The organism is Agrobacterium sp. D14 (genome assembly GCF_001526505.1).
Classification (GTDB): Bacteria; Pseudomonadota; Alphaproteobacteria; order Rhizobiales; family Rhizobiaceae; genus Agrobacterium; species Agrobacterium leguminum.
Window position 1 is genome coordinate 77,603 of sequence record NZ_ASXX01000012.1, and the last position, 24,498, is coordinate 102,100.

General features: G+C 60.2%; 17 protein-coding genes and 1 pseudogene. 15 read left to right on the forward strand and 3 right to left on the reverse strand.

Features of this window, described 5'->3' with window-relative positions; genetic code table 11:
* Positions 1-135: 135 nt before the first annotated feature.
* The 9 genes from L901_RS10530 to L901_RS10570 all read left to right on the forward strand — a co-directional run bounded on the left by L901_RS10530 (position 136) and on the right by L901_RS10570 (position 13,336).
* Positions 136-2,310 carry a bifunctional diguanylate cyclase/phosphodiesterase gene (locus tag L901_RS10530; protein ID WP_059756344.1) on the forward strand — a complete coding sequence of 725 codons (2,175 nt, stop codon included), beginning with the start codon at positions 136-138 and terminating at the stop codon, positions 2,308-2,310.
* Between the two features lie 460 nt (positions 2,311-2,770).
* Positions 2,771-3,892: a porin gene (locus L901_RS10535; protein WP_059756347.1), complete on the forward strand. Its 1,122-nt coding sequence runs from the start codon at positions 2,771-2,773 to the stop codon at positions 3,890-3,892.
* 319 nt (positions 3,893-4,211) lie between these two features.
* Positions 4,212-4,841 (forward strand): flavin reductase family protein, encoded by a 630-nt coding sequence (locus L901_RS10540; RefSeq protein WP_020810590.1) that lies wholly within the window; start codon positions 4,212-4,214, stop codon positions 4,839-4,841.
* Between the two features lie 351 nt (positions 4,842-5,192).
* A complete protein-coding gene (locus L901_RS10545) occupies positions 5,193-6,128 on the forward strand; it encodes a LysR family transcriptional regulator (protein ID WP_003521693.1) in 936 nt (311 codons plus the stop codon).
* 104 nt (positions 6,129-6,232) lie between these two features.
* On the forward strand, positions 6,233-6,712 hold the full coding sequence (locus L901_RS10550; protein WP_059756350.1) for a formate dehydrogenase subunit gamma: 480 nt from the start codon (positions 6,233-6,235) through the stop codon (positions 6,710-6,712).
* Positions 6,709-8,265: an NADH-quinone oxidoreductase subunit NuoF gene (locus L901_RS10555; protein WP_059756353.1), complete on the forward strand. Its 1,557-nt coding sequence runs from the start codon at positions 6,709-6,711 to the stop codon at positions 8,263-8,265. The genes L901_RS10550 and L901_RS10555 overlap by 4 nt, the downstream gene beginning before the upstream one ends.
* A gap of 4 nt (positions 8,266-8,269) precedes the next feature.
* Positions 8,270-11,152 (forward strand): formate dehydrogenase subunit alpha, encoded by a 2,883-nt coding sequence (gene fdhF, locus L901_RS10560; protein ID WP_059756356.1) that lies wholly within the window; start codon positions 8,270-8,272, stop codon positions 11,150-11,152.
* A gap of 71 nt (positions 11,153-11,223) precedes the next feature.
* Complete coding sequence (locus L901_RS10565; protein ID WP_059756358.1) at positions 11,224-11,568, forward strand: formate dehydrogenase subunit delta; 345 nt, start codon at positions 11,224-11,226, stop codon at positions 11,566-11,568.
* Between the two features lie 115 nt (positions 11,569-11,683).
* Positions 11,684-13,336: an OFA family MFS transporter gene (locus L901_RS10570; protein WP_059756361.1), complete on the forward strand. Its 1,653-nt coding sequence runs from the start codon at positions 11,684-11,686 to the stop codon at positions 13,334-13,336.
* A 91-nt stretch (positions 13,337-13,427) separates the two neighbouring features.
* Here L901_RS10570 and L901_RS10575 read toward each other — a convergent pair whose 3' ends face one another.
* The 3 genes from L901_RS10575 to L901_RS10585 are packed head-to-tail and all read right to left on the reverse strand — an operon-like array spanning position 13,428 to position 16,015.
* A complete protein-coding gene (locus tag L901_RS10575; RefSeq protein ID WP_059756363.1) occupies positions 13,428-14,324 on the reverse strand; it encodes a dihydrodipicolinate synthase family protein in 897 nt (298 codons plus the stop codon).
* Between the two features lie 31 nt (positions 14,325-14,355).
* Positions 14,356-15,237 (reverse strand): SMP-30/gluconolactonase/LRE family protein, encoded by an 882-nt coding sequence (locus L901_RS10580; RefSeq protein WP_059756366.1) that lies wholly within the window; start codon positions 15,235-15,237, stop codon positions 14,356-14,358.
* A gap of 58 nt (positions 15,238-15,295) precedes the next feature.
* Positions 15,296-16,015, reverse strand: coding sequence for a FadR/GntR family transcriptional regulator (locus L901_RS10585; RefSeq protein WP_003521683.1), 720 nt, complete (start codon positions 16,013-16,015; stop codon positions 15,296-15,298).
* A 301-nt stretch (positions 16,016-16,316) separates the two neighbouring features.
* On the opposite strand from L901_RS10585, the gene L901_RS10590 reads away from it, so the two are divergent.
* The 6 genes and pseudogenes from L901_RS10590 (at position 16,317) to L901_RS10615 (ending at position 24,324) form a co-directional block, all read left to right on the forward strand.
* Positions 16,317-18,266, forward strand: a complete 1,950-nt coding sequence (locus L901_RS10590) for an ABC transporter substrate-binding protein (RefSeq protein WP_059756368.1) — start codon at positions 16,317-16,319, stop codon at positions 18,264-18,266.
* Positions 18,267-18,386: 120 nt separating this feature from the next.
* The gene (locus L901_RS10595) at positions 18,387-19,373 is read left to right on the forward strand and encodes an ABC transporter permease (RefSeq protein WP_003521681.1); all 987 of its coding nucleotides are present in this window, start codon (positions 18,387-18,389) and stop codon (positions 19,371-19,373) included.
* Between the two features lie 9 nt (positions 19,374-19,382).
* The gene (locus tag L901_RS10600; RefSeq protein WP_020810601.1) at positions 19,383-20,507 is read left to right on the forward strand and encodes an ABC transporter permease; all 1,125 of its coding nucleotides are present in this window, start codon (positions 19,383-19,385) and stop codon (positions 20,505-20,507) included.
* A gap of 8 nt (positions 20,508-20,515) precedes the next feature.
* Positions 20,516-22,239 (forward strand): annotated as a pseudogene (locus tag L901_RS10605) (ABC transporter ATP-binding protein).
* A 44-nt stretch (positions 22,240-22,283) separates the two neighbouring features.
* Complete coding sequence (locus tag L901_RS10610) at positions 22,284-23,471, forward strand: galactarate dehydratase (protein ID WP_059756370.1); 1,188 nt, start codon at positions 22,284-22,286, stop codon at positions 23,469-23,471.
* Positions 23,458-24,324, forward strand: a complete 867-nt coding sequence (locus L901_RS10615) for an aldose 1-epimerase (protein ID WP_059756373.1) — start codon at positions 23,458-23,460, stop codon at positions 24,322-24,324. Before L901_RS10610 ends, L901_RS10615 begins: the two co-directional genes overlap by 14 nt.
* The last annotated feature ends 174 nt before the right edge of the window (positions 24,325-24,498 follow it).

A 24,498-nucleotide genomic window follows, 5' to 3' on the forward strand; every position in this document is an offset into this window, starting at 1 on the left:
AGGCTGGTTTCCCGGCAATCTACTGTCGTTGTTCATATTTATATAATACGTATAATCCTACTATTCTGCTTCCTTATAAAATGATGAGGCGGAGAGGTGCGTTCCAAAGGCCCGAAGACACCCGAAGAGAACCGGATGTCGCGAAAAAAGCGCGATGTCACGCCATCCGCCACTCCTGACATGAGCGAAAACACCAATCCTTCCGACCGGTACGCGCTTCTGGAAGCGATGATCGACCACGTGCCGGATTTTATCTATGCCAAGGATCTGGAAGGGCGCTTTCTTTTCGCCAATCGCGCCATCGTCACCGAAAACGGCTTTGACACGGTCGAGCAACTGATCGGGCTCACCGACTACGATATTAACGGTGAAGCGGCGCAGCGCGCCGGCATTCCCGATACCGAGGCGCGGGTGATGCGCACCGGCGAACCGGATCTCGGTTACGAGGAACGCGCCATGCGCGGCGATATCGATCGCTGGCTCATGATGTCGCGCGTGCCGCTGAAGGACAAGGCCGGCAACATCATCGGCGTGGTCGGCGCCTCGCGGGATATAACCCAGAAAAAGGCCTCGGAAAGACTGCTTCAGGCGCAGGCGCATATTCTGGAAATGATCGTCGCGGCGGCGCGCATCGAGGATTTTCTCGAGGAGTTCGTCAAGGCAATCGAAAATCTCGCGACCGGACTGGCCTGCGCGGTGCGGGTGTTCGATGCGGCGGAAGGGGAACCTTCCGTTTACGCCTCGCCGGCGCTGGCGCAGCAGGAGGGGCTGGTCGCACTTGTTTCCAGCGTCAGCGATCCTGAGAGCCTTGTCCATCCGGCAGAACACATGGCCTTCAGTTTCGATATTCCCGCCAGCGAAGGCAAGGCGCATGGTTTCGTCTGGTGCATGCTGGCCGGCCGCCAGCCGGATGCGGCGCTGGTGGAATTCATAGGCGCTGCGGCGCGCATGGCGGGGCTGGCAATCGACCGCAAAAGGGCGGCGGAACATATCGCCTTCCTGGCGGATCACGACATGTTGACCCGGCTGCCGAACCGCCGTTTCCTCGATACGAGACTGCCGGAAATACTGGCGGCGGCGGCAAAGGCGAACCGGAGGGTCGGTATCGGTTTTCTCGATCTCGACAATTTCAAGCAGATCAACGATACGCTCGGCCACAGCATCGGCGACGCGCTGCTGTCGAAAACCGCCGAGCGCATTGCGAAAAGCCTCCGGAAGAACGATCTCGTTCTCAGGGTGGGCGGCGACGAGTTCGTCATCATTCTCGAAGAGCGCAGGGACGATGTCGAAAACCGCCTGCAGCGCATCCGCGCCGCTGTCTCGCAGCCATTGCGTATCGGCAATTACGATATCAAGGTCACATGCAGCATCGGCATGGCCTTTTTCCCGGAACATGGGGAAACCACGGCGGAAATCGTCGCGGCGGCCGATCTCGCCATGTATGAAGCCAAACATACCGGGCGCGACAGCATTGCCACCTTCACCCCGAATATGGCGGATGATCTGAGGAAGAAGTTCACCCGCATCGAGGAATTGCGAAAGGCGGTAAAGAGGGACGAGTTTGTGCTGCACTTCCAGCCGCAGGTCGATCTTGTCAGCGGCCGGATCAGCGGCGTGGAGGCGCTGGTGCGGTGGCAGCACCCCACGGAAGGTCTGCTCGGTCCTGCGGAATTTATCGGACTTGCGGAAGAAACCGGCCTGATCGTCGAACTCGGAGAGAGCATTCTCGAAAAGGCCTGTCGTCAGGCGCAGGCATGGGCCGCCGCCGGCCTGTCGCCCGTCAAAATGGCGGTCAATATCTCTCCACGGCAGTTTCAGGGCGGGTTGGTGCAGCAGATCAGGTCGGTGCTGAAGGAAACCGGCCTTGCGCCATCCCTGCTGGAAATCGAAATCACCGAGACGCTCATCATTCAGGATGTTGAAACATCGGTGCGGATCATGCGGGCCATCAAACAGATGGGCGTCAGCCTGGCGCTGGATGATTTCGGTATCGGTTATTCCTGCCTCGGCATGCTCAAGACATTCCCGCTGTCCTGCATGAAGATAGACCGCTCGTTCCTCACCCATCTGCCGGAAAAGACCAAGGACAGCGCCATCGTCTCGATCATGATCCAGCTTGCCGGGTCTCTTGGCATCGATGTCATTGCCGAAGGCGTGGAAGCCGGCGAGCAGGCGACATTTCTGCGGGATGCCGGCTGCCCCTACGGTCAGGGTTATTACTTCAGCCGCCCGGTGCCGGCAGAGGCGATCGAAGACATGCTGGCGAAGACGACGATATTCGCGACCGGCTTACCCGAAAACAGCCCATAGGCTGCCCGGACGACCGGTTGTTTCAGATCGACCAGATATGGCTTTCCCGGAGAGGCTGGGCAGATATCTTGCCGCCTTCGTCGTCTCCTGCCCCCTCAACGAAAACCACTTCGCTTCCTCATGCCCGCGCGTGCTGACACCTCCCGATCGCGGGCGGAACGGGACGTTCATTGATTTACTGGTTTGTATTTTAGAAATTTATGACGATATTTATAAGTAATGAATTTGATTATCGCAAAATAATGTTCAGATATACTGTAATATAAATTGTTAATTTGTTGTAATTTTACTACGAAATTTAATTGAGTACTTTATCCGTATTTGTATTCCGTCGATTTAAATTGCGAGTCTACAGCAACTTCTGTCATTTTCTGAATCAGCGCAGGGAAGCGGGCGGCAGGGAAAAGACCAGCCCTCAAATTTGCGCATTCGTTGAAAAATTTTTGACTGGAGATTACAAATGAACATCAAGAGCCTTCTCATCGGCTCCGCTGCGGCTCTCGCAGCAGTATCCGGCGCACAGGCCGCTGACGCTATCGTCGCTGCCGAGCCCGAGCCCATGGAATATGTTCGCGTCTGCGACGCTTTCGGCACCGGCTTCTTCTACATCCCCGGCACCGAAACCTGCCTGAAGTTCGACGGTTACGTTCGTTTCCAGACCGACTTCGGTCGTCGTAAGTCGGGCGATTCGGATTGGGATAGCTTCAGCCGCGCCCAGTTCAACATCGACACCCGCACCGACACCGAGCTCGGCGCTCTGCGCGGCTACATCGGCTTCCGTGGCGATGCTGACCAGGACAGCAGCCGTGGCGTTGTTGTTGACCAGGCCTTCATCGAACTGAGCGGCCTGAAGGTCGGTTTTTACTACAACTGGTGGGATGACGGTCTCGCCGGCGAGTACGACCAGCTCAGCTCCAACAAGACCCGTCTGAACGCCATTCGTTACACCTACGACGCTGGTTCCTTCTACGTCGGCGTAGCAGTTGAAGAACTGGAAGGCATCATCGCCGGTAACGACGTCGATGACAAAAATGCCAACTACACCGCCATCAACAAGACGAACAATCTCGGCGTTGCTCAGCGCAACTGGTCGTCCCTTAATGGCAAGGGTGACAATAACGTTGGCATCAGCGGTATTGTTGGCGCGAAGTTCGGCGGCGTTAAGGCCAACATCCTCGGCGGTTACGACACCAATGCTGAGAATGGCGCAATCCGCGCAATCTTGACGGCAGACCTCGGTCCGGGCACGTTCGGCCTTGCTGGTGCATGGGCATCGGGTGCCAACGCATATTACGAAGAATCGGAATGGACCGTGGCCGCCGAATATTCGATCAAGGCAACCGACAAGCTGACCATCACCCCCGGTTTCCAGTACTTCGGTACGCTGGATATCGGTACGGACGGCAAGTTCACGGGTGATCGCGATGCATGGCGCGCTGGCGTCGCTGCTGGCTACAAGATCACGTCTGGTCTCTCCACCAAGGTTGCGGTTACCTATCAGGACGTAGACGGCCGCGAAGGTCGCGACAGTGGTGCTGGCGACAGCTGGACCGGTTTCGTTCGTCTCGAGCGCGCGTTCTAATAGTCTACAAAAAGCATAGTAGGGTTAGACAACTCAGATCCACCCCGTTTCCGAACGGGTGAGTAACTAGCTCCAGTCAAAGTTTCTGACATGATGTCAGGTTTACTCCCCGGACCCCTCCAGGCCGGGGAGTTTTTGCGCTTATAGTCGATGCATGGATGGCGGTTCCGTCCATTTGGTTGGAGAATGCGTGCGGGCTTGCTACTTCTCCTTTGCTCCCCAAATGTGATGCAGCAAAATCGGCTATCCCGTGATCAGGGTGATTGAGTAATTGTCTGCAATATGAAATATTATTGTATACAATAAATCAGGTGCTCCCATGGAATTCGATTTTACCGCGCTTGAGCCGCAGAGCCGTTATCGCTTGCTGACCAATTTTATCGGTCCACGGCCGATAGCGCTTGTCACCACGCGCTCGGCCGCTGGCCACAACAATGCCGCGCCGATGAGCTTTTTCAACGTTTTCTCCCATGATCCGCCGATCGTTGTTCTCGGCATCCAGCCGCGTGTGACGGGGGAGGAGAAGGATACGATGGCCAATATTCGTCGCACCGGCGAATTCGTCATCAACATGGTCGATATGGCTCTATCCGAACAAATGCTCGTCTGCGGCCTCGGTTTCGACAGCGAAGTGGATGAACTTTCGATTGCCGGATTGACGGCCACGCCCTGCAGCAAGATCGATGCGAGCTTTGCGGCGGAATCGCCCTGCGCCTTCGAATGCCGTGTGGAGCGCCTGATCGACTATCCGCGCCGTACCCTTGTCCTGGGGGAAGTGGTGCACATGCATGTCCACAAGGATTGCCTCGATGCGGAGGGGCGTTATGTCGATCCGGACCGATATCAGCCGATTGCGCGCCTACATGCCGATAATTACATCAGCTCGGATCGTCAGTTCGTCCTCAAGGCGCCCGCGATGACCGACTTCATCAAGCCGGATGGCGAGTGAAGGTTCTTGCGACTGAAGCGCCGAATACCTTTTGCCTGCTGCCGCAAACTCGGGAGAATGAGAGGGCAGGGCATCGAGGCGGCGATAACGATTGGTTTCGCTTCCCGGTGCTGCGCGGCAGGTCAGGCGAAACGACGGATGGGTCAATGCCGCCATAAGGCTGCGTTCAGTGCGGTTGGAGCGGTTGACCGAACGTCGACGCCCATGACTGCCCGTGCCTGACGGAATCCAGTCTTGCCACCCCGCACGGTTTCAGGAAAACAACGGCATCCATTTGCGGGCTTCTCCGCCTCGTTCTAGTGTTATCCCGCTCGCACCATCCGCAGGGTCGCGAGCGACGCGGGAGGACGCATGATCGACAAGCTGGAATTTTTCATCGCATTGGCGCGCGCAGGGCATTTTGGCCGCGCGGCGGAGGAGTGCGGCGTTTCCCAACCCAGTCTCTCGGCCGCGATCCGGCAGCTGGAGGACCAGCTTGGTGTCGTTCTTGTGGTGCGTGCGGCGCGTTATCAGGGGCTGACACCGGAGGGCCAGCGTGTTCTCGAATGGGCGCGTCGCATCGTCGCCGATACGCGCACCATGCGTGAGGAAATGCGGGCGGCGCGCAAGGGTCTGGCGGGCCACATCCGCCTTGCGGTCATTCCGACGGCGCTTGCGATGGTGCCGCGATTGACGGAATCCTTTCAGGCGCGGCATCCCGACGTGACCTTTTCCGTGACGTCACGCACCTCGCTTCAGGTCCTGAGCCAGATCGAAAACCTCGAGATCGATGCGGGAATCAGCTATCTCGACAATGAACCTCTTGGTCGAGTGACCACGGTGCCGCTTTATTCGGAGCGATATCACCTGATTGCAGCAGCCGGAACGCCGCTCGCCGATCAGGAAAGCGTTACCTGGAAGCAGGTTTCAGGTCTTAGGTTATGCCTATTGACTTCGGATATGCAGAACCGCCGCATCATCAACAAGCATATGGCTGAAGCGGGCGTAGAGGTGAAGCCGACATTGGAGTCCAACTCCATGATTGTGCTGTTTTCGCATATCCGAACCGGACAATGGGCTTCAATAATGCCGCGTAACATAGCGGAATCATTCGGTTTTCCAAAACAGATCAGAATGATACCGATCACCGAGCCGGACGCGGAACATCTGGTGGGGTTGATCGCAACCTATCGCGAACCACACACGCCACTCGTTTCCGCGCTTCTTCATGAGGCGCGTCAGCGCGCAGCGGCGATGGCTTTTGATAGGAATTTCCTATCGGTTGACGAAAACACATTATTGACCTGATCCGGCCGACCTCGCCATTCTCCCGAACCATGCAGGGGCTGCGCTGGCACTGAAACATGCGCCGCTCGCCATACCTGCCCCTGTCGGTTTGGGAGGACTGGCTTATGAATATCCGTGCGGTTGCCGCAGATGAGGCGGCCCGTGTTTCCGCTATCATTGACGAACTTCTCCACCTGGAGGGGCCATTGCTGCCCATTCTGCACGCGGTGCAGGAAGAATTCGGCTACATACCGGAAAGCGCCAAGCAGATCGTCGCATCCGCGCTGAATATATCGCGCGCCGAGGTTCATGGCGTCGTGACCTTCTATCCTGATTTTCGCGATCATCCGTCCGGCCGACATGTGCTGAAACTCTGTCGCGCCGAGGCTTGCCAGTCGATGGGTGGCGAGCCTCTTGCGGAAACCATCAAGTCCCGGCTCGGCCTTGAGTGGCACGAAACGGCAACCGACGGTTCCGTCACGCTGGAGCCGGTCTTCTGTCTCGGGCTTTGCGCACAGGCGCCTGCGCTGATGCTGGATGGCGAACTTCACGCACGACTGGACGAGCACTGTCTTGGCGACATTCTGGCGGAGGCGCGCCGATGAGTGTCACCGTTTTTGTTCCGGGCGATTCCGCCGCGCTTGCCGTTGGCGCAGACCGTGTCGCCGAAGCGATCGGCCACGAGGCGGCCAGCCGCAATCTCGATGTGCATATTGTCCGCAACGGTTCACGCGGCATGCTCTGGCTTGAAGTGCTGGTGGAAGTGCGCACCGAACATGGCCGTATTGCCTACGGGCCGGTCAAGGCCAGCGACGTTGCTTCGCTTTTCGATGCGGGTTTTCTCACCGGCGGCGAGCATCGCCTCTGTCTCGGGCCGACGAAGGACATCCCGTTCCTGAAAAGCCAGACGCGACTGACATTTGCCCGCTGCGGCGTTACCGATCCATTGTCGCTTGCGGACTACCGCGCCTATCAGGGCTTGAAAGGCCTCGAAAAAGCCGTCGCCATGGCGCCGCTGGACATCGTTGCGCAAGTGACCGAAAGCGGCCTGCGTGGACGCGGCGGCGCGGGTTTCCCGACCGGTATCAAATGGAAAACCGTCGCCGATGCGGTGGCCGATCAGAAATACATCGTCTGCAATGCCGATGAGGGCGACAGCGGCACCTTCGCCGACCGCATGATCATGGAAGGCGATCCCTTTGTGCTGATCGAAGGCATGGCGATTGCCGGCCTCGCCGCCGGCGCGACGAAAGGCTTCATCTATACGCGCTCGGAATATCCTTACGCCATCAAGGTCATGGAGCAGGCAATCGAGATCGCCCGCCGCGAAGGCATCATCGGCCCATCCGTGCTCGGTTCCGGGCGGGCCTTCGATCTCGAAGTGCGCATGGGTGCCGGCGCCTATGTCTGCGGCGAGGAAACCTCGCTTCTGAACAGTCTGGAAGGCAAGCGCGGCACCGTGCGCGCCAAGCCGCCGCTTCCTGCTTTACAGGGCCTGTTCGGCAGGCCCACCGTCGTCAACAATGTGATTTCGCTCGCCTCCATTCCGGTCATCATGGATCGCGGCGCGGCGTTTTATCGCGATTTCGGCGTCGGCCGCTCGCATGGCACCATCCCCATCCAGCTTGCCGGAAACATCAGGCATGGCGGGCTTTACGAGACCGCCTTCGGTCTGCCGCTCGGGCAGCTGGTCAATGATATCGGTGGCGGCACGATCACCGGCCGTCCCGTCAAGGCGGTGCAGGTGGGCGGTCCGCTTGGGGCCTATTTCCCGGTTTCGCTGTTCGACACGATCTTCGACTATGAAGCCTTCACCGCCGCCGGTGGCCTGATCGGCCATGCCGGCATCGTGGTTTTCGATGACACGGCCGATATGCTGCATCAGGCCCGGTTCGCGCTGGAATTCTGCGCCGTCGAAAGCTGCGGCAAGTGCACGCCCTGTCGCATCGGCTCCACACGCGGCGTCGAGACGGTGGACAGGATCGCGCTCGGCATCGAGCGGGAGAAAAATACGGCACTCCTCGCAGACCTCTGCGAAACCATGAAATTCGGTTCGCTCTGTGCGCTCGGCGGTTTCACGCCCTATCCCGTCATGAGTGCGCTCCGGCATTTTCCTGATGATTTTGCCCCCATCCCACGTGTTGAAGCGGCGGAGTAAGACCATGGCCCTTGTAACAGAATTCGACTATGGAACCCCCAAATCCCACGCAACGGACATGGTGACGCTCACCATCGACGGCAGGCAGGTGACTGTGCCTGCGGGAACCTCGATCATGCGCGCCTCGCGCGAAGCGGGGATCGATGTTCCAAAACTCTGCGCCACCGACATGGTGGATGCCTTCGGTTCCTGCCGCCTCTGTCTGATCGAGGTGGAGGGCCGCAACGGTACCCCTGCCTCCTGCACCACGCCTGTCGCCCCCGGTCTCGTCGTGCACACGCAGACGGAGCGGCTGAAGCAGATCCGCAAGGGCGTGATGGAGCTTTATATCTCCGATCACCCGCTCGACTGTCTGACCTGCGCCGCCAATGGTGATTGCGAACTGCAGGATATGGCCGGCGCCGTTGGCCTGCGCGATGTGCGTTACGGTTACGAAGGCGACAACCACGTCAAGGCCCGCACCGGCGATGGCGATCTCAATGCCCGCTGGATGCCGAAGGATGAAAGCAATCCCTATTTCACCTACGATCCTTCCAAATGCATCGTCTGCTCGCGTTGCGTGCGGGCCTGCGAGGAAGTGCAGGGCACCTTCGCGCTGACGATCGAAGGGCGCGGTTTTGAAAGCCGTGTGTCGCCCGGCGCGCATGAGGCGTTCCTCGACTCCGACTGCGTTTCCTGCGGCGCCTGCGTGCAGGCCTGTCCGACGGCGACGCTGACGGAGAAATCGGTGATCGAAATCGGCCAGCCGGAGCATTCGCTGGTCACGACCTGCGCCTATTGCGGTGTCGGCTGCTCCTTCAAGGCGGAAATGCGCGGTGAAGAGCTGGTACGCATGGTGCCGTGGAAGGACGGGCAGGCCAATCGCGGCCATTCCTGCGTCAAGGGCCGCTTCGCTTATGGTTATGCCACCCACAGGGACCGCATTCTCAACCCGATGATCCGCGAAAAGATCAGCGATCCATGGCGGGAAGTCACGTGGGAGGAGGCCTTCTCCCATGTCGCGTCGGAGTTCCGGCGTATCCAGGGTCAATATGGCCGGGAATCCATCGGCGGCATCACCTCGTCCCGCTGCACGAACGAAGAAACCTTCCTCGTCCAGAAACTCATCCGCGCCGGCTTCGGCAATAACAACGTCGATACCTGCGCCCGCGTCTGCCATTCGCCGACGGGCTACGGTCTCGGCCAGGCTTTCGGCACCTCCGCCGGCACGCAGAATTTCGATAGCGTCGAGCAGTCCGATGTGGTGCTGGTGATCGGCGCCAATCCGACGGATGGGCATCCTGTTTTCGGCTCGCGGCTGAAGAAGCGGCTGCGACAGGGCGCGAAGCTGATCGTCATCGATCCGCGCCGTATCGATCTCGTTCGCACACCGCATGTGGAGGCGTCCTTCCACCTGCCGCTGAAGCCCGGAACGAATGTCGCGGTGCTGACGGCGCTTGCGCATGTCATCGTCACGGAAGGCCTGTTCAACGAAGCCTTCATCCGCGAGCGCTGCGACTGGTCGGAATTCGAGGATTGGGCCGCTTTCGTTGCCGAGCCTCAGCATAGCCCGGAAGAAACCGAAAGCTTCACCGGTGTGCCGGCGGAAGAGGTGCGCGGCGCCGCACGTCTTTATGCCAGGGGTGGCAATGGCGCCATCTATTACGGGCTCGGTGTCACCGAACACAGCCAGGGGTCTACCACGGTGATGGCAATCGCCAATCTCGCCATGGCGACCGGCAATATCGGCCGCCCCGGTGTAGGCGTTAATCCGCTGCGCGGGCAGAACAACGTTCAGGGCTCGTGCGACATGGGATCTTTCCCGCACGAGCTTCCGGGTTATCGGCATATTTCCGACGATGCCACGCGCGACATCTTCGAGAAACTCTGGGGTGTGAAGCTCAACAACGAGCCGGGGCTGCGTATTCCCAACATGCTCGATGCGGCCGTGGATGGCAGCTTCAAGGGCATCTATATTCAGGGCGAGGATATTCTCCAGTCCGATCCGGATACGAAGCACGTCTCGGCCGGTCTCGCCGCGATGGAATGTGTCGTGGTGCACGATCTCTTCCTGAACGAGACGGCGAATTACGCCCATGTCTTCCTGCCGGGGTCCACCTTCCTCGAAAAGGACGGCACCTTCACCAATGCCGAGCGCCGCATCAACCGCGTCCGCAAGGTCATGTCTCCGAAGAACGGTTATGCCGACTGGGAAGTGACGCAGAAGCTGGCGCAGGCCATGGGTCTTGCGTGGAATTACGCGCATCCGTCCGAGATAATGGACGAGATCGCCGCGACGACACCGAGCTTTGCCGGCGTTTCCTACGACTATCTGGAAGAAAAGGGCTCGGTGCAGTGGCCCTGCAACGAGAAATTCCCGGATGGTTCGCCGATCATGCATGTGGACGGTTTCGTGCGCGGCAAGGGCAAGTTCATCCGCACCGAATATGTGGCGACGGACGAACGCACCGGTCCGCGGTTCCCGCTGCTGCTCACCACCGGCCGTATCCTGTCGCAATACAATGTCGGCGCGCAGACACGGCGCACGGAAAACGTCGTCTGGCATGAGGAGGATCGTCTCGAAATCCACCCGCACGATGCCGAACAGCGCGGCGTGAAGGATGGCGACTGGATCAAGCTCGCCAGCCGGTCGGGCGACACGACGCTGCGGGCGTTGATTACCGACCGTGTGGCGCCGGGCGTGGTCTATACGACCTTCCACCATCCCGGCACGCAGGCAAACGTCATCACTACCGACTTCTCCGACTGGGCGACCAACTGTCCCGAATATAAGGTGACCGCCGTGCAGGTATCGCCTTCCAACGGGCCGACGGAATGGCAGGAGGAATATGATGCGCTTGGCCGCCGTTCGCGGCGGATCAGCGGCAAGCTCGAAGCGGCGGAATAAGGAGCGCCGGGTGCGCCCGGCCTTGTCACACACAGAGGCGTCGGCCGGCAGCCGGCGCGGGGGAAGAGGTCATGTTGCTCAACCACACCGATGAAAAGCTGGTGAGAATGGCAAACCAGATCGCGACATTCTTTCTGTCGCAGCCGGAAGATATTCGCATCGAAGGTGTCGCAACCCACATCAACAGGTTCTGGGAACCGCGCATGCGACGCCGGTTCTTCGAAATGGTGGATGCCGGGGCCGGTGATTTTCTGCCGCTTGTGCTTGCCGCGTCGAAGAAGATCAAGCGGCCCGACGATCCGGCGACCGATGCCGTGGGCCTCGGCGACGATGCCAAGGGCGCACCGGGCGGCAAAGGACCAATTGCGGGTGAGTCCCTTTCGGAACCGAGCGTACCGGAAAGCACAGAGGCTTGAGCGGCGCGACCGCAAAATCACATTTTCGGCCGGACGGGGGACGTTCGGCGATATCGGTGTTCGCCCGGCGGGGCGAACGTGACATGTCCAGACATCCACGAGGGAGGTAATGTCAATGGCAGTAGCAGGTGCGACAGCGGGAGAGGCGGCGCAAGCCGGGTTTTTGGACCGCGAACGAATAATCGCAAGACCGGGTTTCAATCGCTGGCTGGTGCCGCCGGCGGCCCTTGCCATTCATCTATGCATCGGCATGGCCTATGGCTTCAGCGTGTTCTGGCTGCCGCTGTCGAAGGCGCTGCCGGCCACGGACCCCAGTTGCTCCAGCCTTACCCTTCTGGGTGCGCTGTTCACCACTGAGTGTAACTGGCGCGTGGCCGATCTCGGCTGGATCTATACGCTTTTCTTCGTTCTTCTCGGCTGCTCGGCGGCCATCTGGGGCGGCTGGCTGGAAAGAGTGGGGCCGCGCAAGGCCGGCTTCGTTTCCGCGTGCTGCTGGTGCGGCGGCATTCTGGTGGCGGCAATCGGCGTCATCACGCATCAACTGTGGCTGATGTGGCTGGGGGCCGGCGTCATTGGCGGTATCGGTCTCGGCCTTGGCTATATTTCGCCCGTATCGACCCTGATCAAATGGTTCCCGGACCGTCGCGGCATGGCGACGGGCATGGCCATCATGGGATTTGGCGGTGGTGCGATGATCGGTGCGCCGCTCGCCAATCTGCTGATGAACAACTTCAAGACGGATGTTTCGGTCGGCGTCTGGCAGACTTTCGTGGTCATGGCCATGATCTATTTCGTCTTCATGATGGCGGGCGCTTTCGGTTACCGCATTCCGCCGTCGGGCTGGCGTCCGGAAGGCTGGACCGCGCCCTCCGCCAAAAGCGCCATGATAACCCATCGCCACGTGCATCTGCGCGATGCGCACAAGACGCCGCAGTTCTGGCTCATCTGGGCGGTGCTGTGCCTGAACGTTTCGGCAGGTATCGGCGTCATCGGCATGGCCTCGCCCATGCTGCAGGAAATCTTCGCAGGATCGCTGATCGGCCTGCCGGGCGTGGGTTTTGCGGATCTCGATGCCGGGCAGAAGGCGCAGATCGCGGCGATCGCTGCCGGTTTCACCGGGCTGCTTTCCCTGTTCAATATCGGCGGCCGCTTCTTCTGGGCGTCGATGTCCGACAAGATCGGCCGCAAGAACACTTATTTCTGCTTCTTCATTCTCGGCATCATTCTTTATGCGCTGGCGCCGACGCTTGCGACGATGGGCAACAAGGCGCTCTTCGTTCTCGCCTTCGGTATCATCCTGTCGATGTATGGCGGTGGTTTTGCGACCATTCCCGCTTATCTCGCCGATATTTTCGGCACGCAGTTCGTCGGCGCAATCCACGGCCGCCTGCTGACGGCGTGGGCGACTGCGGGCATCGCCGGCCCGGTCGTCGTCAACTACATCCGCGAAGCGCAGATCGCGGCGGGCGTGGCGCCAGGACCCGCGCTCTACACCAGCACCATGTATATTCTGGCGGGCATGCTGGCGATCGGCCTCGTGGCCAATGCCTTCGTGCGGCCGCTTTCGGACAAGTGGTTCATGTCGGATGCGGAGGTCGCGACGCTGCAGGCAAAGACGGCGGCCGCCAATGCCGGCCCGACAGGCTCCTTCGGCATCGGGCGTGGCGGGCTGGACACCAAGGCTGCACTTGCCTGGGTTGCTGTCGGTATTCCGCTTCTGTGGGGCGTATGGGTTACCGTGAAAAGCAGCCTTGCACTGTTCGGCTGAGCATCCATCGGCCCGGAAAGCATATGCCGGCTCATGGCCGGCATATGATCTGATCAAAGCGAAAGTGTGGAGCTTGCCGGTATGGCGTCCATCAGCGCCAGCTGGCAAGCAGTCCTTCGAGCGTTGCGCGATCTTCTTTGTCCAGACGGGCAAGTCCCGGGGCGCGAACGGGGCCAACCTTCATCCCCAGAATTTCCATGGCTTCCTTCACCACGGTCACATTGGCGCCGTTGCGATATCGTGTCCGCAGCCGTTCGAACAATTCGATCCCTTCGATGATCTTCCGTGCGGCCGGGAAATCGCCGGCCGTCAGGGCGTCATGAACCTGCAGGGAAAATTGCGGCGCGACATTGACGAGACCGGATGTGAAGCCACGCGCGCCAACCGCCGCGAAGGCCGGCGCCCAGCTTTCAGCCAGTCCGCAGACATATAGAGCGCCGTTCGGGTCCGAAGCGGCAATAGCGCGCGACAGAAGCATGACATCGGTCGTTGCGAACTTGATGCCGGCGACATTCGGGTGGCTGGCAAGCCTTACCATGTCATCGACCGAAAAGCCGTCCGCCCGGACATAGGCGACCAGCGGCAATTCGCTGCCCTCCGCAAGACCGATGAAATAGTCGATCTGCGATTGCGGGGCTGCAAAAGGATCGACCGGTTGATGCGACATGACGGCGGATGCGCCCATTTCTTTTGCCTGACGCGCCATGGAGAGCGCTTCGCGCTGCGAGCGTCCAATCGCCGCCGTAACCGGGGCTTTGCCGTTGACACCTTTTATCGCAGCCTCATAAACCTTCAGAATTTCCGCGGGCGTCAAGGCGTAGAATTCGCCCGTATTGCCTGCCGCGACGATATTATGGATGCCCGCCTTTGCGACGCGGGCGTAAACCTCGGCGGTAACACCGGTCTCCACTTCGCCGCTTGCATCGTAAGCCGTTACCGGAACGCCGGAGATGCCCTGCAGGGCCTGGCGAAAATCGAATGTCGTCATCAACTGGGTTCCTTAAGATCAAAAGTCATCTTCAGATGGAGAATTTGTGAACGGGCGCGCCGGCGACCGGGGCATCGAATGCGACAACCGTGCCTGCGGTGGTTATTCCGTCCGTCTCGGTGACGAGACTTGTAAGGTAGATCGTCTTGAGGTCGGGACCGCCGAAACACGGCATGGTCGGCCCCTTGAACGGCAGCCTGTAGACCTCGAACAATTCGCCGTCCGGTGAAAAGCGGTTGAGACGTCCCGCCTGAACGCCGGCGCTCCAGTAACAGCCTTCGCTATCGGTCGCCGCACCGTCCGGCCTGCCTTCATCCGGCGCGAAATCGTGCAGGCGTTCGGCCGGGCCGATCCTGCCGGTCGCGGGGTCAAAATCGAATACCTGATACATGAGGCCGCTGCTGTCGGAATGGTACATGCGTCTGCCGTCCGGGCTCCAGGCAAGCCCGTTCGATGTGAACATGTCGCCATCGATGATGCATTCGATGCCGCCATCCGGGGCGACGCGATAGAGACGTGCATTGCCTGTCTGTATCGCGGCCTCGTCGCGGGTCCCCACCCAGAAATGGCCGTCCGGACCGACCTTTCCATCGTTGAGGCGGCTGTTGGGCCGCCCGTCGTCCGGGTCGCAGAGAAGGTCGAGCTTGCCGCTCGCGGGATCGAGAAGATGCACGCCGGTCTTGAGGCCCGCCACGATCAAGCCATTGTCGCAAAGGCCGAGACAGCCCACCTGGGCCGGCATGTCGTATCTGTCGAGTTTTCCGCCGGGATGCAGGCGGAAAATGGCGGGCGCGAGAATATCGACGAACCACAGATCGCCGGTTCGCTCGTCCCAGGCAGGCGATTCGCCGACCTTCAGCGGGGTATCGATCAGGGAACGGAGCTTCGGTTCTATGATGTGCGGCTGGCTCACTGGTTCCTCTCCCTCATCCGCCCTTTATGATTCTGTTTTCGACATTGCAGGGTGCGGCCTAACTGCCGACGCCCTGAAACATGCGGGCGCGCGCCTTCAATATGTGGTCTTTCATCGCGTCATGCGCGGCCTGCTCGCGCCGCGCAAAAATCGCTTCCACGATGGCCGTGTGCTCGTTCTGCACCTCGCGCACATGCTGCGGCGTCCGCTTGAGGCTGAGGCTGCGTGTTACCGACTGGCCGATGGCGAAATGGGGCTTGAACCAGATCCGCACCGTGATGTGGAACTGGTTATGGCTCGCCTTCGCGATGGCTTCGTGCAGGGCGAAGTCTTCCTCAGCACCGAGGTCGTTGCGCTCGAGACACTGTTCCAGCGCGGCAATCGCCTGCTCGATACGCACCCTGTCCGCGGCCTGCCAGTTGCGCGCCGCAAGCTCAGCCGCGGAAGCCTCCAATCCGGCCCTGAATTCAAAAAACCGCTGCACGTCGGCCAGCGAGCCGACCGGCACCTGTTGCAACACGGAAGAATCCGGCTGCTGGCGCACATAGGAGCCGGATCCCTTTTGCGAAACGATAAGCTCGTCGTTCCGAAGCCGCTCCAGCGCTTCCCGCACAACCGGCCGCGATGCGCCGAACAGCGACGCCAGATTCTGTTCCGATGGCAGCCGCTCGTTCACGGGAAACCGCCCGTCCGAAATCATGCCGACGATTTTTTCGTAGATGATGTCGCTCAGCCGAGTTTCGCCTCGAGCGGCGGCAGATGCAGTGTGATTGTCCATCAGCAGCCCTTCCGTTGCAAATCGCTGAAGTTAATGGGTTTCCTGCATTTCAATCGCAACAGAAATACCGGGGTTTTTGTGCTCGAGGGGGCTGTCGTACCGATTTTTTCTTCAAGCCTGATCCTGAAAACCGGCCTACAAATAAAAAAGATGTAAAAATCTGTCAATACTTGTAATCATCTGAAAACGCCCATATGGTCTGCCCCTGCCGATGGAGGATCGGCGTGCTGGCTGGCCGGGAGGGCCGTCGCGGTTCGGTGAAAGCCGTCTCGCTGCCGGTGATTTTTTGGGAGGATTGTCGATGCGCGATGGCGAAGCATTTTCACTGGGCGTAACGCGCCGAACCTTTATGGCGGGTGTTGGCGGCGTGGCCGCCCTTTCCGTCATCGGGACCTCGGCGCGGGCTGCTGCCGGCAAGCAGGCGCCGGAACTGGAGGCGCTGGTAAAGGACGGCAAATTGCCGCCTTTGGCCGAACGTCTGCCGAAAAATCCGATGGTGGTGACGCCGCACGAGAAAATCGGCACCTATGGCGGCACATTGCGCCGTGGCCTGCGCGGTTCGTCGGACCATAACGGCATCCTGCGCATGGTCGGCAATCAGGGCCTTGTCCGCTGGAACATGGATTTCACCGAGGTTCTGCCGAACCTTGCGGTGAAATGGGAAGTCAACGACGATGCCTCGCAATTCACCTTCCATTTGCTGGAGGGCGCAAAATGGTCGGACGGCCACCCCTTCACCGCCGATGACGTGGTGTTCGCCATCGAGGACTGCATCAAGAACAAGGAGCTTTACAGCGCCACGCCGGCGCAGCTTTCCGTGGCCGGCAAGGCGGTCGATGTCGAAAAAGTCGACGATTTCACGGTGAAGTTCAAATTCGCCGCGCCGAATGCGCTTTATCTCGAAAACCTCGCCACGCCGCTCGGCCAGCATCCGACGCTGTTTCCGAAGCATTATTGCAGCAAGTTCCTGCCGAAATACAACACGTCGCTCGATGCCGATGTGAAGGCTGCGGGCGTCTCGAGCTGGACAGAGCTGTTCCGCGCCAAATGCGGCGATATCGAAATTCCGTCCCGCTGGTCGAATGTCGACAAGCCGACGCTTGATCCATGGGTGGTGAAGGAACCCTATTCCGGCGGCGCGACACGCGTGGTCATGACCCGCAACCCTTACTTCTGGCAGGTCGATACCGAAGGCAACCAGTTGCCCTATATCGGCGAAATCAATTTCGGCATTTCGCAGGATGTCGAATCGCTGATGCTGAACGTCATTTCCGGCAAGATCGACATTCAGGAGCGCCATATCAGCGTTCTCGCCAACAAGCCGACCCTGTCTCAGAACATGAAAAAGGGTGACTATCGCCTGCTGACTTTGGTGCCGTCTGCTGCGCAGCAATGCCAGATTTACCTGAACATCACCCACAAAGACCCGGCAATGCGCAAGATGTTCGCCGACAAGTCGTTCCGTCAGGCGTTGTCCATCGCGCTCAACCGGCAGGAAATTATCGACATCGTCTATTTCGGTCAGAGCGAGGGTTATCAGGCCGGGCCGCGCCCGACACATCCCTGGTACAATGAAAAGCTGGCGCGGCAATTCACCGAATACGATGCGGACAAAGCGAACGAGCTTCTCGACAAGGCCGGTTACGACAAGAAGAACGGCAACGGCATGCGGTTGCGGCCTGACGGCCAGCCTGTCTTCTTCTCGATTGACGTCATCCCGACGCTCTATCCCGATCTCGTCGATGCGCTGGAGCTGGTGAAGGCGCAATGGGCGCAGATCGGCGTCGACATCAAGGTCAACACCATCGAACGTGCGCTCTATTATACACGCGGCGATGACAACGCCCATGATGCCGCCGTCTGGCCCGGTCCCGGCGGTCTCGATCCGATGCTCGATCCGCGCGATTTCTTCGCCTTCCACCCGCAGGGGTCGCGTTACGCCATTCCGTGGGCGCTCTGGTACACCTCGAATGGCCAGAAGGGCGAAGAGCCGCCGGAAAGCCAGAAGCAGCGCTTCAAGCTGTTCGATGAGGCGCGCTCGACGGCCGACCTTGCCAAGCGCGGCGAGAAGATGAAGCAGATCTTCGACATTGCGGCGGAAGAGTTCGAAACGATCGGCCTCTGCCTTGCGGTGGGCGGTTTCGGCATCATCCGCAACAATCTGCGCAATGTGCCGGAAACGGAACCCGACAGCTGGACCTGGCCCAATCCCGGCCCGGCGCTGCCGCAACAGTTCACCTTCACAAGCTGATATCGCCACATGGGTGTCGCTGCCGTAACGCGGCGACGCCTCTCAGGTTGTTTCGACCACCCACAGCCGTCTCCTCAGTGGAGGGCGGCGCGTGCGGCACAATGTGATTGCGAGAACGACATGCTGCTTTTTATCGTAAAACGCCTGCTGTGGATGATACCGTCCCTGTTTGCCGTCAGTTTCCTTGCCTTTGTCCTGATCCAGCTGCCGCCCGGCGATTATGTGACGACCTATATCGCCACATTGGCCGCCTCCAACGAGGTCATCGACCACAATACGGCGGCGCAGCTGCGCGAACGTTTCGGTCTCGATGACCCGATGATCGTGCAATATCTGAAATGGATATGGGGCATCGTCAGCCGCGGCGATTTCGGCATTTCGTTCGAGTGGCAGCAGCCGGTTTCAGGCCTCATCTGGGAGCGCATGGCGCTGACGCTGGTTCTGGCCATCGCAAGCCTTCTCGCAACCTGGGCCATCGCCCTTCCTATCGGCGTCTTCTCCGCCGTGCGCAAATATTCGATCGGCGATTATCTCTTCACCGCCTTTTCCTTCTTCGGCCTTTCCATACCCTCGTTCCTGCTGGCGCTGGTGCTGATGTATGTCGCGGCGGTGGAGTTCGGGGCCGATGTCGGCGGGCTGTTTTCCGCAGAATACGAGACCGCCTCGTGGAGCATCGCCAAGATGATGGACCTCATGGCCCATATCTGGCTGCCGGTCGCCATCCTTGCCGTCTCCTCCACCGCAAGCCTCATCCGCGTCATGCGCGCCAATATGCTGGATGAGTTGCCCAAGCCCTATGTTACCACCGCGCGGGCGAAGGGACTGTCGGAGTTCAAGCTGCTGACGAAATATCCGCTCAGAATTGCGCTCAATCCGTTCATCTCCACCATCGCATGGCTGTTGCCCAATCTCATTTCGGGCTCCGTGGTCGTCGCCATCGTGCTCAATCTGCCGACGGCCGCGCCGCTGCTTCTGCAGTCGCTGATGGCGCAGGACATGTATCTCGCTGGCGCTTTCGTGCTGCTGATCTGCGCGCTGACGCTGATCGGATCGCTGATCAGCGACATCCTACTTGCGCTGGTCGATCCGCGCATCCGTCTCGAATAGGAGGGCGCCATGAGCGATATCACCATGACCACCAATGCCCGGCAGGACCGCGCCGCTGTCGCCTCGCAGTGGCAGCTCATCTGGTGGGCCTTCAAGCGCCACAAGCTGGCCATGGCTGCCCTGTTTATCACCATCGCCATGTATATCGTCGCGCTGGTGCCCGGCTTCTTCGCCATCAACGATCCGGTGTTGCAGAATGCCCGGGCGACCTTCCATCCGCCGCAGCGTGTTCATTTCATCGATACGACCGAGGGTTTCTCGCTCGGGCTGCATTATTATCCGCTGAAGCTGACCCGCAATCCTGAAACACTGGCGGCGGTCTTCGTTGAAGATACGGCGAAGAAAATCCCTGTCCAGCTTTTCGGTCGCGGTTACGAATATTCCGTATTCGGCCTGTTTACCACGGATATCCACCTGCTGGCCTCCACCGATAAAACGCGCCCGCTCTTCCTTTTCGGCGCGGATCGTCTCGGGCGCGATGTTTTCAGCCGCGTGGTGCAGGGGGCGCAGGTCTCCCTGTCCATCGGTCTTGTCGGCGTGTTCTTCTCGCTGCTGCTCGGCGTCGTTCTGGGAGGCATTTCAGGATATTACGGCGGCCGCATCGATTTCGTCATGCAGCGCGTGATCGACTTCGTGCTGTCGTTGCCTACCATTCCAATCTGGCTGGCGCTGGCCGCCGCTCTGCCGCAGGGCTGGCCTGCCACGCTGCAATATATGATGATCACCATCATCCTGTCGCTGACCGGTTGGGCGCAGCTTGCCCGCGTCGTGCGCGGCCGGTTCCTGTCGCTCAGAACCGAAGAGTTCGTGGCTGCGGCCCGGCTGGACGGCGTGCCGGAAGGGCGCATCATCTTCCGCCACATGCTGCCGAGTTTTTCGAGCCATATCATCGCCTCGGTCACGCTTGCGGTTCCGGCGATGATCCTTGCGGAAACATCGCTGTCCTTCCTCGGTCTCGGCCTTCAGCCGCCGACGATTTCCTGGGGCGTGCTGCTTCGTGAGGCGCAGAACATCCGCTCGATTGCGACTGCACCCTGGCTGTTCCTGCCCGGTGTGGCGGTCGTTATTGCCGTCATGGCGCTCAATCTGCTCGGTGACGGTCTGCGCGACGCAGCCGACCCCTATAATAAGTGAGGCCCCGGATGAGCGACATTCTCTCCATGAAGCCAGCCAAGCCGCTGCTTGAAGTCCGCAATCTGGTCACCGAATTTCCGGTCAGAAACGGCGTTTTCCGGGCGGTCAACGACCTGTCTTTCTCCATCGATCCCGGCAAGACGCTCTGCGTCGTCGGCGAAAGCGGCTCGGCAAATCCGTCACGGCCCGCTCGATCCTGCAGATCATCGACAGCCCCGGCCGCATTGCGTCCGGGTCGATCATCCTCAACCGCGCCGATGGCACGTCTCTCGATCTGGCAAAGCTCGATCCGCGCAGCCGGGCCATCCGCTCGGTGCGCGGCGCCGATATCGCGATGATCTTTCAGGAGCCGATGTCGTCGCTTTCTCCCGTGCACACGGTCGGTGACCAGATCACCGAAGTCCTGCGCCTGCATCTGAAGATGAGCAAGGCGCAGGCGCGGGCCGAGGCCATTGAGTTGCTGCGGCAGGTGGAAATCCCCAATCCCGAAAAGGCGCTGGATCGTTACGCTTTCCAATATTCGGGCGGCATGCGCCAGCGTGCGATGATCGCCATGGCGCTGGCCTGCAAGCCGCAGCTTCTGATCGCCGACGAACCGACGACGGCGCTCGATGTGACGACGCAGGCCGAAATCCTCGACCTGATATCGCGGCTGCAAAAGGCGCACGGCATGGCGGTGCTGTTCATCACCCATGACATGGGCGTGGTGGCGCAGATTGCCGATGACGTGCTGGTCATGCATCACGGCGTCGCCAAGGAATATGGCACCGTCGATGAGATATTCCACAGCCCGCAGGACGCCTATACCCGCATGTTGATCGGCTCCGTGCTGAAGCTGGAGCAGAAGGCGGAAATCCGGCTTGCGCGGCCTCCGCTCGATCTCACGGCTGCGCCGGTGCTCGAAGTGAATGACCTTTCCATGCATTTCGGCGAGATGAAGGCGCTGGATGGCGTGTCGATCAAGCTCTTGCCCGGTGAGACGCTCGGCATCGTTGGCGAAAGCGGCTCCGGCAAGACCACGATGGGCCGCTCCATCATGCGTCTTTACGATCCGACCGGTGGCGCGATGCTCTATCGCCGGGCGGATGGCAGCGTGGTCGATCTGGCCAGGATCGAAGGTGCGGAGCTGAAAGCCGCGCGGCGTGAACTGCGCATGGTTTTCCAGGACCCGTTCGGCTCGCTCAATCCCCGCATGACGGTGGCGCAGGTCATCGGCGAGCCGTTGCTGGTCAACGGCATTGCCAAGGGGAGGGAACTGGATGAACGCGTCTGCGCCCTGATGGAGCAGGTGGGTCTCGATCCGGCCGGGCGTGAACGTTACCCGCACGCCTTTTCCGGCGGCCAGCGCCAGCGTATCGGCATCGCCCGCGCCATAACCCTGAAGCCGCGCATCATCGTGGCGGATGAGGCGACCTCGGCGCTCGATGTTTCGGTGCGGTTCCAGGTGCTGGATCTTTTAATGCGGCTGCAGGATGAGCTGGGGCTCGCTTATATCTTCATCAGCCACGACATCGGCGTCATCCGCTACATGTGCGACCGCGTCGGCGTGATGTATCGCGGCAAGCTGGTGGAAGTGGGAGACGCCGAAAAGGTCTGCAACGCGCCGGATCATCCCTATACGCAGGCGCTTCTTTCCGCCATTCCGCGCCCGGACCCGCGCGACCGGGATCGCACCCGCAGATTCCGCTACGTCGAACCATCCGAAGTCAAGAACGGGGCCGTTGCGCGATAGTGCCGGACCTGTTGCACGCTGCAATTCATGAGGAAGACTGAAGCATGAAAATCGATCGCATGCGGGTATTCGTCACCCGCGACAAGGACCGCCCCCGCGTCATCGTCGCTCTCGATACCGATGACGGTTTGACCGGCTGGGGTGAATGTTACAATCACGGCCCCGATCTCGCCTTGCCGCCGGTGCTGGACTACCTCTACGGATTCCTTGCCGGGCAGGACCCGACACGGGTGGAGTATCTCTACAACCTCCTGCTCCAGCAGAACCGCTTTCCGCCCGGCGCGCTCGGTCTGTCCGCCATCTCGGCATTAGACCATTGCCTCTGGGACCTCGCAGCCAAGGCGGCGGGCGTGCCCGTCTACAAGCTGCTGGGCGGCGAAGTACGCGACCGTATCAAGGTCTATGCCGGTGTCTACACCGCTCCGGATGCGCCGGCGGCGAAGGAGGAATTCGACCGTCTCAACGAGGACTGGGGCTTCACGGCCTTCAAGCTCAGCCCATGGCGCGTCGATATTCACGCCCATCGCTGGGGGGAGGTGGTGCGCAGTTCCGCCGAATATTTCCGCTCCCTTCGCGAAACCGTGCGGCCCGACTACGACATCGCCTTCGACGCCCATGCCAAGATTTTCGAGCCAGCGGCCGCCCGCCAGCTTGGCAACGCGCTTGCCCCTTACGATCCGCTGTTCTTCGAAGAGCCTTTGCGTCCCGAAAACATCGAGATGTGGGGAGACCTGAAACAGGGGCTGAACTGCACGTTGGCAACGGGTGAAAGTCTCTATAATCGCAATGAGTTCCTGCGCCTTCTTCAAGTGAAGGGTGCGGATATCATTCAGCCCGACATCTGCGTCGTCGGCGGCATTTCGGAGATGCGCCGCATCGCCACGCTTGCGGAAGCCCATTTCGTCAGCATCGCGCCGCATAACCCGATGGGCCCGCTCGCCACCGCCGTCAATGTGCATTTTTCCGCTGCCCAGCAGAATTTCCGCATTCTCGAATACCGGCTGCCGAAAGGGCAATGCTACGTTTATGGCGGCACCGATCTCGAAAAACGCGAGGACGAAACCCGTTATGTCGTCGACCCCTACCTGCCGAAGGACGGATACCTGGAACTGAGGCCGGACCGCCCCGGCTGGGGTGTCGAGATGGATGAAAAAGCCATGCAGGAGGATGGCTATGTTCATTGGCAAAGACGGGTGCCGAAACGGCCCGACGGCTCCTATGCCTTCGCCTGAAACGGTTGCGATTGCCTGCGGGCGGCTCTCCGCCCGCCTGCGCCCCGCCTGGGGTGGCAGAATGACTCATCTGCAGCACTCCGACTACGGCGATATTCTGGTGCCGACAATGAAGCAGGAGTTCGAGCCGTTCAACTGGCCGAGGGCCGGCGCATATCCGTTGTTTCCCTATCACAACCGGCTCTATGGCGGGTCCTTCGTCCACGCGGGTATCCGCCATGACCTGCTGCCGCATCCGGCGCTTGCGCCCGACGCCATGCATGGCCCGGCTCACCGCCGGCCGTGGGAGATTTCAGATCTGTCTTCGGATCGGGTCTCACTGGTACTTGACTACGAGGCTGACGGGGAGTGGTCTTTTTCCTTCCGCGCCGAGCAGTCTTTTCTGCTGGAAGACGACAGCCTCACCGTGGAACTGTCGATAACCAATCTGGCGGACACACCAGCGCCGATGTCGCTGGGCTGGCATCCCTATCTAGCGGCCGGGCTCGGTTGCGATGCGCGGACGGACGCCAAACTGCAATATCCGCTGGACGCGCAGAACGTGCCAACCGGCCAGCCGCCGGCACCTCGCCCGAAACCCGCCATTCCCGCCGCAACGGGATACACATTGCATTTCACCGATTGGTCACGCGCGCAGGTCGACTTCGACAGGTTTTCACTACGGCTCAAAGCCGATCCCGTTTTCGGCCATCTCGCCGTGCACCGCATGGAGCGCTATCTCTGTCTTGAGCCCGTTTCCATGGCCGCCGGAGCGCTTGGTTTGCCGCAGGCGCAGCGGGAAGGGCAGGGTCTCTGGACGATTGCCCCCGGCGAGCGCCTGTCGGGGCGCATCACGCTCTCCATCGATCTTTAGGAGGGGCGGGTGCGTCTATGACGCCTAACCGCCCATCGCCCACCGTCACCTTCAAAAAACGCCACATGCCCATATTTTGAGCGCCAGTTATTGCCGCTCAAAAATGAGCTTGACGGCGGCAAAAATTTCTCACCAAATGAACCAATATAAGATTGGTTCGGTAAATGGTGCGAC

Bases quoted from the DNA above. Each gene is read 5' to 3' on its own strand.
- L901_RS10530 (WP_059756344.1), top strand. From the start codon at position 136: ATGTCGCGAAAAAAGCGCGATGTCACGCCATCCGCCACTCCTGACATG.
- L901_RS10535 (WP_059756347.1), top strand. From the start codon at position 2,771: ATGAACATCAAGAGCCTTCTCATCGGCTCCGCTGCGGCTCTCGCAGCA.
- L901_RS10540 (WP_020810590.1), top strand. From the start codon at position 4,212: ATGGAATTCGATTTTACCGCGCTTGAGCCGCAGAGCCGTTATCGCTTG.
- L901_RS10545 (WP_003521693.1), top strand. From the start codon at position 5,193: ATGATCGACAAGCTGGAATTTTTCATCGCATTGGCGCGCGCAGGGCAT.
- L901_RS10550 (WP_059756350.1), top strand. From the start codon at position 6,233: ATGAATATCCGTGCGGTTGCCGCAGATGAGGCGGCCCGTGTTTCCGCT.
- L901_RS10555 (WP_059756353.1), top strand. From the start codon at position 6,709: ATGAGTGTCACCGTTTTTGTTCCGGGCGATTCCGCCGCGCTTGCCGTT.
- fdhF (WP_059756356.1), top strand. From the start codon at position 8,270: ATGGCCCTTGTAACAGAATTCGACTATGGAACCCCCAAATCCCACGCA.
- L901_RS10565 (WP_059756358.1), top strand. From the start codon at position 11,224: ATGTTGCTCAACCACACCGATGAAAAGCTGGTGAGAATGGCAAACCAG.
- L901_RS10570 (WP_059756361.1), top strand. From the start codon at position 11,684: ATGGCAGTAGCAGGTGCGACAGCGGGAGAGGCGGCGCAAGCCGGGTTT.
- L901_RS10575 (WP_059756363.1), bottom strand. From the start codon at position 14,324: ATGACGACATTCGATTTTCGCCAGGCCCTGCAGGGCATCTCCGGCGTT.
- L901_RS10585 (WP_003521683.1), bottom strand. From the start codon at position 16,015: ATGGACAATCACACTGCATCTGCCGCCGCTCGAGGCGAAACTCGGCTG.
- L901_RS10590 (WP_059756368.1), top strand. From the start codon at position 16,317: ATGCGCGATGGCGAAGCATTTTCACTGGGCGTAACGCGCCGAACCTTT.
- L901_RS10595 (WP_003521681.1), top strand. From the start codon at position 18,387: ATGCTGCTTTTTATCGTAAAACGCCTGCTGTGGATGATACCGTCCCTG.
- L901_RS10600 (WP_020810601.1), top strand. From the start codon at position 19,383: ATGAGCGATATCACCATGACCACCAATGCCCGGCAGGACCGCGCCGCT.
- L901_RS10610 (WP_059756370.1), top strand. From the start codon at position 22,284: ATGAAAATCGATCGCATGCGGGTATTCGTCACCCGCGACAAGGACCGC.
- L901_RS10615 (WP_059756373.1), top strand. From the start codon at position 23,458: ATGCCTTCGCCTGAAACGGTTGCGATTGCCTGCGGGCGGCTCTCCGCC.